Source organism: Bacillus sp. SJZ110 (genome assembly GCF_006715455.1).
Classification (GTDB): Bacteria; Bacillota; Bacilli; order Bacillales; family Bacillaceae; genus Bacillus; species Bacillus subtilis.
On record NZ_VFNF01000015.1, the window covers coordinates 1 to 9,411 of the forward strand.

Below are 9,411 nucleotides of genomic sequence, written 5' to 3' on the forward strand. Positions count from 1 at the left end.
GCCTCTCTTACACCTTCTATACTTCTTAGTGCCGCTTCAATTTCTCCCGGCTCAATCCGGTAGCCGCGGATTTTTACCTGATCATCCGTGCGCCCAAGGAATTCAACATTCCCGTCAGGGAGCCAGCGCGCCACATCCCCTGTTTTGTACATGCGTTCACCCGGGTAAAACGGGTCCTCAAGAAAACGCTCCTCCGTTAATGCCGGCCGATTCAAATAACCTCTGGCAACACCTGCTCCGGCAATGTACAGTTCGCCGATACATCCAGCTGGCAGCATCCGCTGATTCTGATTCAGGATATACAATCTGACATGATGAACAGGTTTTCCAATTGGAATCCGTTCAAGTTTTTCTTGCGGCGGACAATCAAAGAATGCAGCTTCTACGGTTGCTTCCGTTGGCCCATAGGAATTGGTTATTGAAACATTTGGAAGCAACTCGTAAAATCGGGAGACAAGATGGGTCCCCAGCTGTTCTCCTCCAGAAAACACTCGCTTGAGTCTGTTTGTCTTAATCGGTACAGAGCGATATTTTATATGTTCTAAAAATACATGAAGCATTGAAGGCACAAAATGCATAGCTGTGATCTTTTGTTCCTCTATAGCTTGCGCGATCACTTCAGGTTCTTTTTCGCCTCCCTGAGGAAGCAGATAAACAGAAGCACCGGCATAAGACCACCAAAACAGTTCCCATATTGAAGCGTCAAATGAATAAGATGTTTTATGCATAATCACATCTGATTGGTTCAGTTGATAGCGGGACTGTAGGGAATTCAAAAAATTCACCGCTGATCGATGTTCAATTTCAACACCCTTAGGCATCCCGGTAGAGCCGGATGTATAGATGACATAGGCTAAAGATTGCGGGAGAACATCCACATTCGGATTGGACAAACGATGTGCCAGTCCGCTATTTGTCTGATTGAGATAGACAATCTCTCCTGTAAATTCCGGAACATGAAGGCCGGCAGACTGAAGCAGGAGAATGTTTGTACCGCTGTCCTCCAGCAGAAAGCTGATTCGTTCTTCCGGATAATCCGGGTCGATGGGCAGATAAGCGCCGCCAGCTTTAAGAATGCCATAAATGCCAAGCAGCATTTCAGGTGAACGCTTTCCTATAATGGCAACAGTCGTTTCGGGTTTTACCCCCCGTCCGATCAGCTCCCAGGCGATACGGTTAGCCTGTTCGTTCAATTCTTTATAGGTCATCACTCCATCTTCGAAGATAACGGCCGCCTGATCAGGCGTTTTTGCTGCCTGCTGTTCGAGTGCATAGTGGAGCGTTTGATTCATTGAATAGCCCGTCTCCTCAAACAGATGGCATGATTCAATGAAATCTCGCTCTTCTTCTTTTGTTAAGATTGGAATATTGTCCAATTCTGTTTCAGGACTGGCAGCTGTATGTTCCACAAGCGTGGTGAAAAGGCTGGCCCACCTTTGGATGGTTTCTTTCTCAAACAAAGCTGTACTGTATTCAAACTGACAGAAAAGCTCGGAATCATGTTCTGTAACGTATAGGGAAATATCAAATTTTGATATTGGGTGCACCAAGTCGTTCCACTGAAGCTGTACATCATTCATTTTTAGCTTTTGCTGTTCCATATTCTGAAGGACTAGCGTTGTGTCAAACAAAGGATTCCGGCTCATTTCCCGCTGCACACCGAGTTTGTCCACAAGCTCTTCAAACGGGTAATCCTGATGCTCATACGCTTCTAGTGCCGTCTGTCTGACTTCTTTCAGAAATTCCTCAAACGTCTTATTACCCGCCGGGCGTGTGCGGAGAGCCAGTGTATTGACGAACATCCCAAGAACAGCTTCAAGGTCGGCATGGGGCCGTCCGGCGATAGGTGAACCAATCACGATATCATCCTGACCGCTTAACCGAGACAAAAAGGCTGAATACAAAGCGAGAAGCGTCATATAAAGCGTGCTTCTGTTTTTATGGGCGAGCCGCTTTATGCGGGCCGTGATCTCTTTGTCCAATTGAAAGGTTACTTTTCCGCCTATGAATTGCCGTTCTGCCGGACGTCGTTTATCTGTTGGAAGCTCCAGTATAGGAAGATCCCCGCTAAACTGCTGCTGCCAGTAAGTCTCCTGCTTTTGGTACGAGTCTCCCTTTTTAAATTTCTGCTGCCATACGGCGTAATCTTTATATTGGATCCGCAATGGCTTAAGCTGCCGGTTTGCATAAAGATCGGTAAATTCTCGGATTAGGAGCTGAACGGATACGCCATCTGAAATGATATGGTGCATATCCACCAGCAATACATGCTTCTCGTTTGACACTTCTATAAGGCCTGCTCTAAATAATGGCGCCTGGCTGAGATCAAAGGGACGGACAAATCCCTCGATAGTGGTCTCTTTACTTAACGTAAACGGCACTTCGGTGTGGATACGCTGAACCGGCTCGTCATCAGCTCCGGATACAAAGGAAGTTCGAAGCGGCTCATGCCGGCTGATCAGTTCTTTACATACAGCAGACAGTTTGGCGACATCCAGTGCACCTTCCAGTTCTAAGACCGCAGGCATGTTATAGGCGACACCCTCATCAAGCTGTTGAAGCACATAGATTCGTTTTTGGGCCGAAGATACAGGATATGTATCTCTTTTTTCTGCTGGTTCAATTGCTGCATACGGATTTTGTTCTGCCTCTCGAATGATTAAAGCTAATCCTTCAACAGTCGGATGAGCAAAGATGTCCTTAAGTGAAACTTGCACATGGAATTCCTTTGCGATCCGTGACATAAGCACTGTTGCTTTTAACGAGTGGCCGCCATTGTCAAAAAAGTTGTCTTGGATGCCTATATGCCCATTCTTTAGCACATCTTCAAATAGTTGCGAAAGCTTTGCCTCTAACAGATTTCGAGGGGCAGTATATGGGTTTCCGCTGATTGAAGCATCTGGCTCCGGAAGTGCTGCGCGATCTACTTTTCCGTTTGGGGTAAGAGGTATGCTGTCAACCCATATCCATTTCGCCGGAATCATGTATTCTGGGAGCTCACTAGCCATATAACTGCGTAAATCTATTGCATTCAGCTTTTGTACACTGCAATAGTAAGCGCATAATTCATGTTCACCGTTTTGATCTTGCCAGATGAGAATGGCAGCCTCACTAATGTCCGGATGATTCATTAGCGTGACTTCGATTTCTTGCGGCTCAATTCGATAACCTCTGATTTTCACTTGATTGTCTGCTCGTCCGATATATTCGATGTTGCCGTCTTCAAGCCGTCTGGCCAAATCACCTGTCCGGTACATAATCACACCAGGCCTGAATGGGTCGGATGAAAATTTGTCGCTTGTCAGTTTATCGTGATTGACATATCCTCTGGCAACACTTGCGCCGGAAATATAGAGTTCGCCTGGTACGCCGCATGGCTGAAGCTGTTTTTGATGATTCAAAATATATAGATCAGTACAGCCTATCGGTTTACCGATTGGCGGAAGCTCAGGAATAGGGTCTCCAGGATGAATGGTATACGTAGATACCACATGAGTTTCTGAAGGTCCGTAATGATTGTGCAGGTGTATGCCGCGTTCACGCAACACATCTTGGAAAAGGTCTGAAATCATTAATTGTTCCCCGGCTGCGATCAGGTGTTTGACGCCATCAGGAAACGAGTTCGCAAGTTCTCGCTCGCTGAAAATCATTTTGATAAAAGCAGTTGGGAGAAACACAATATTCGTCTGATGCTTGTTTATAAATGTAAACAGCTGAGGCACATCTCTTTTTATGTCTTCTGGAACGATGTGGAGTGTGCCGCCTTTCAGAAGCGCAGAAAATATTTCTTGATAGCAGACGTCGAAGGAAGGTGTCGCAAATTGCAGAACATCTGCTTCAAAGTCAATGCCGGAGTGAGTATATTCGAATTTCAGCAAGTTAGCCATGTTTCGATGCTCAAATTGAACACCCTTTGGTTTACCTGTTGTGCCTGATGTATAAATCATATACAGCAGATCGTCAGCATCGTTGACTGACTTTATGTTACTGCCGTCTACTTTGCTTTCGATTTCTTCTGGATGAGTGATAATGTAATTGTCTTCTAACGATGAGGAAAGATGCGCTTGTGAAACAACATGCGAACAGCCGCAATCATGCAGAATATAACGGATTCTGTCAGCCGGGTAATGCGGATCAACGGGAACAATGGCGCCGCCTGCCTTTAAGATTCCAAGAACGCCGCTGATAAACGCCGCAGAGCGATCCATCATAATCGCAACGGGTTCCTGTCTCACAACGCCTTTCATTCGTAAATGCCGTGCCAATCTGTTAGCCGCTTTATTCAGTTCTCTGTATGTTAATGAGCAGGCTTGATCAATTACAGCATGAGCATCTGGTGTCTTTTCCGCTTGCTTTTCAAACATGGCATGGATGGTTTCGTAAACTGGTGTTCGATCTGTGATTTCTCCAATCAGCTGCCGCTTTTCAGTATCTGTCGTGATATCGATTTCTTCAGGTGGAAGATTCGGATTATTTAAGATTTGTGATACAGCATTCAGAAGATGCTCTTTGACAGAGAGCACAAAAGACCGATCGTGCTGCACCGCATCATAGTTCATTTTGATATGAATTTCTTCCCCTGGCGCCACCATAAGATAAAAGCTGTAGTTGGTTTCATCTGCGACAGTGAAATTATGAATCTGAAAAAGATCAGTAGCATGTTCCTGTTTGTTCAGCATTTGAATCTCTTGCTGCACCGGATAGTTTTCAAATACGAGAATATGATCAATCAGCCCTTGCTTAACAGCTGAGCGGGATTGAATCTCATATAAAGGGTGGTAGCTGTACGCTTCAGCGGCAAGACGGTCTTTTTGCATATCTTTTATAAGTTGAAGAAATGGCGTTTTTGCCCCCTGCACCCGAACCGGCATCGTATTAATGAAAAGACCTACCATATGTTCAATGCCTTCGATTTCTGCGGGTCTTCCTGAAATAACAGAACCAAATACGGCGTCATCGTTATTATTATATTTTTGCAGCAGAATGCCCCAAATAGTATGAAAAATCGTACTGAGTGTCACTTCTTCTCTTGCAGCAAGCTCTGAAAGTCTGCTGCTTTCTTCCTTAGAGAATGAAAATGTAACGTGTTCCTGCCTGCTTCTTCCCTTTGTTTTTTTCTTCTGCTTCGGGAGCACGGTTTGCTGTTCGTGGCCGGAAAGATAATGCCCCCAATAAGAAACCGCCTGCTCTTTGTCTTGCTCCATCAGCCATTTGATATACTTTCCGTATGGCTGGACCGGCTCTAATGTTATAGGGGATGCATTTACATAAGATGCGTAAATATGCAGAAACTCCTTTAGCACAATGCTGAGGCACCAACCGTCCATCATGATATGATGAAAGGTCCAAATGCAAGAGTACTGGCTCTCTCCTGTTTGAATAAGAGCGATGCGCATGAGCACATCCTTTTGCAAATGAAACCCCCGGTCCCGGTCCTTTTCTTTCCATTGCTCGATAAACTGTGATTGCTCCGCCTCGTTTAAATGAGTAATGTCTTCTTCCAGGACGATGATATTTCGTTCTCTCAGAACAACCTGCTGGGGGGAGGAAACATTTTGGCTGATAAAAATCGTTCTGAAAATATCATGTCTTTCTACAAGAGCGTTGATGCTGTTTTGAAAAAACTGCGGGTTGACTTTTCCTTCTATTGTAAAAGAAGCTTGCTCAACATACGCCTGTGAATCTTTTTGCAGGAGGGAATGGAAAAGCATCCCTTCCTGCATGTAAGACAGCGGATAAATATCCTGAATTGAATTCGCTTTTGTCATGTTCATGTCTCCCTGTCACGATTTTCTACAATTCTTCCACCAAGCTGGATATGCTGTCCAAGTCCTCTGCCGTTAATGATTGACTGCTAAAATCGCTCAGTGTCTTTTCTGCTTTCTGTTGACCGGCGCAGTGTTTCATAATGTCCAGCAAAAAGTGTTCAATCCTGTTAATAAGCTGCTCCATTGTGTTTTTGTGAAAGCAGGCTGGCGGATAACTAAGATTGAAATGGAGCTTTTTGTCTGCTGCCATTGCGCTCATCTCGATGATTTGCTCACGCTTCCATGTATGAGTGATATCCTTTCCGCTACCAAGGCTTGATGGGCGGAAGGTGTCCTGTCTTTCGATGTCGTTGAACTGGCCCAAATAGTTAAAGCTGATTTCAGGTGTTTTTGAAAACGTAATGCTTTTATTTTCAGGGTGTGTAAGGTATTTCAGCATACCGTAACCTACCCCTTTGTTTGGTATCCGGCCCAGTGTATCTTTAACGGTTTTTACTGAGGTTCCGAGCTCATCCCTATGATTTTCAAAGCTTATGAGGGCCGGGTACATGGATGTAAACCAGCCGACCGTCCTGCTGATATCTAACTCTGGCAGAATGTGTTCTCTCCCGTGTCCTTCCATAGCGATACGGAGCTTGCTTCCTCCTGTCCATTCACAAATCGCCAAGGATGCTGCGGTTAACAGAATATCTTGTGTATCTGTGCCATAGGCGTGATTGACGTTTTGCAGCAAGACGGCGGTGTCTGCTTCAGTCAGTGAAAAGCTTAATGAGTCCCTTTTGCTGAAGTCGATGTTCACATGATGCGGTATTTCATATGGCAGTTCTGCGGCTTGCTGTTCTTCTACACTTCGCCAATACGCCTCTTCGCGAATCAGCTTACTGCTTTGGGCATATTCCTGTATGCGTCTTGCGTATTCCTGGTAGGAATCCGTTTTAGGTGGAAGCTGGATCGTCTGGCCTGAAGCAGCTTGTTGATATCCGGCTGACAAATCCTCCAGCAAAATCCGCCATGAGACACCATCAACGACAAGGTGATGGATCGCAAGGAACAAGTAATCTCCGGTCAGTGTTTTAAACAAAGCGGCGTGCAACAACGGTCCTTCCTGCAAATTGATGCTTTGCTGAAGATCTGCAACTTCTTGTTTGATTTGCGTCTCCCAGCCGCTTTCTGACTGTGAAAGATCAGAGGTTCTTAAGCTGTATAGCTGTGACTCATGAATGCCTTGGTTGATTTGAATCCATCGCCTGCCATCGTTGCGATAAACCATCCGAAGCGCATCATGATGCTCCGCCAGTTTTTTCAAGGCTGGTCTAAGGGCGTTTTCAGACAAACGTCCAGAATGGAATAGCATGACAGACTGATTGAAATGGTGTCTTTCTTCAATATCCTGTGAAAAAAACCATTGCTGAACAGGCGTCCAAGGAACGTCACCCTGAACGGGTCCTTGCTCTATGATTCTCTCTGACTTACGGATAAATGGTGATAAGTCCTTTATCTTTGGATGACGGAATAAATCACTTACCTGCAAGCTTAGTCCATAGCGCCCAAGGCGTGCAGAAACTTGAAGGGCTTTGATTGAATCTCCACCCAATTCAAAAAACGAATCCTCTATTCCGATCCTCTGGATGTCGAGAACTTCCTGCCAGATCAACACAAGTTGGTCTTCAAGGTCATTTCGAGGTGGAGCGTACGTTTGTTTAGATGTGAAATTTGGTTCAGGAAGTGCTTTTCGGTTCAATTTGCCGTTTGATGTGAGCGGGAGAGTCTCCATTTCAATAATGTACGCCGGGATCATATAGTTTGGCAGCGAACGCGCGAGAAGTGAACGTACTTGTTCAGCATTCGTGCCTGCTTTTACGCTGATATAGCCAAACAGCTCTTTGCTCCCTGACTGTCCTGTACGTGCCAACACCGCCGCTTCTTTGACTCCGTCTATTTGGCGAAGTGCTGATTCGATCTCACCCAGCTCCACACGATAGCCTCTGACTTTTACTTGATCATCAATACGGCCAACGTACTCAATTGTGCCATCAGGAAGCCAGCGCGCCAGATCACCTGTGCGATACAGTCGATCGCCAGGTGCAAATGGATGTGGGACAAATTTCTCTTTCGTTAAATCAGGACGGCCCAAATATCCTCTGGCGACGCCATCTCCGCCGACACAAAGTTCACCGACAGCTCCGACCGGCTGCAGCACTCCCCATTGATTTAAGATATAAGCGGTGGAATTACCAACCGGCCGCCCGATCGGAATGGAAAGTTCATATGTTTTTTGAATGTGAAGGCATGTCGAAAAAGTTGTATTTTCGGTAGGGCCATATCCATTCCATATCGATACTTCAGAGCAGACATTTCTGATTCGATTGACGTGGCTCGGCGACAAAGCTTCTCCGCCTATAATCAAATGTTTCAGCTGTGAAAATGTTTGTTCATTTTGTTCTGTCAAATGATTGAATAGAGAAGATGTCAGCCAAATCGTTGTGATTCCTTGATGTTCTATGTACCTCTTAAGCTGATGGGAATCGAGAAATGTTTGTTGATCGGACAGATGCAAAGCGGCACCATTTAGCAGCGGTCCGAAAATTTCAAATGACCCAACGTCGAAACCGATTGATGATGTCATAAGAAGGCGGTCTTCAGGTGTAAATGTAATATAATTGCTGTTTTTAACAAGACGAATTACACTTCGCTGCTCAATCATGACACCCTTTGGTTTACCGGTTGATCCAGAGGTATAAATGATATATGCAAGTGAATGTGGCCCTGCTGAAGAATCAACGTTCTTCGTTTCTCCTTGCTTTTGAATACCTTCGATTATGATTTGTTCACATTCAATGTCTAATAGCTGTTTCTCTGTTTTTTCAGATTGAAGGAGTAATGCCGCCCCGCTGTCTGACAGCATATAAGCTATTCGTTCAACAGGTAGATCAGAAGCAATAGGCAGATAGGCTCCCCCGGCTTTCAGAATGCCCAGCATTCCTGCAATGAGTTCTGGTGTTCTGCCTGTCAACAAGGCTACAACACTATCAGGCCCTACACCCTTAATCTGTAGAACTGAGGCAATTTGATTTGCCCAGCTGTTCAGGTCCTCGTAAGTAAATACTTGGGTGTCGCTGACAATTGCTACAGCATTAGGCGTTTGTTCTGCCTGCATTTCAAAGAGTCTGCTGATGGTTTCATTTCTTGGATAATCTATTTTTGTACGATTGAGCTCGTGGATAAGGTAATGGGTCTCATCCTCATTCAGGATATTTATTGTTCCGAGAGCGGCTTTGTTGTCTTTGATGATGGAGAGTAACATATTGATGAAACATTGAAGCCACTTTTCTATCGATTTTTTCTTATATAAGTCAGTACTAAACTCCATTTGGAACGTCAGCAAACCGCGGGGCTGTTCCTGGGCATATAGGGTTAAATCAAATTTGGACGTTTGATGCCCATTGTTTGCTGCAGGTTTGAGACAAAGTTCATCCAGCTCCAACGATTCCTGATCCATGTTTTGAAGAACAAACATTACGTCAAACAGCGGATTTCTGCTCATATCTCGTGTCAATTCAAGCTTATCAACAAGCTCTTCGAACGGGTAATCCTGGTGCTCAAAGGCTTCCAATGCTGTCTCACGCACTTCCTGCAAATACTG

Annotated in this window: 2 pseudogenes; both read right to left on the reverse strand. The window is 45.1% G+C overall.

The annotated features are described in order from the left end of the window. A pseudogene (gene ppsD, locus FB592_RS20835) lies at positions 1-5,768 on the reverse strand (plipastatin non-ribosomal peptide synthetase PpsD); the annotation flags it as partial. Between the two features lie 25 nt (positions 5,769-5,793). Next, positions 5,794-9,411: pseudogene (ppsC, locus tag FB592_RS20840) on the reverse strand (plipastatin non-ribosomal peptide synthetase PpsC); the annotation flags it as partial.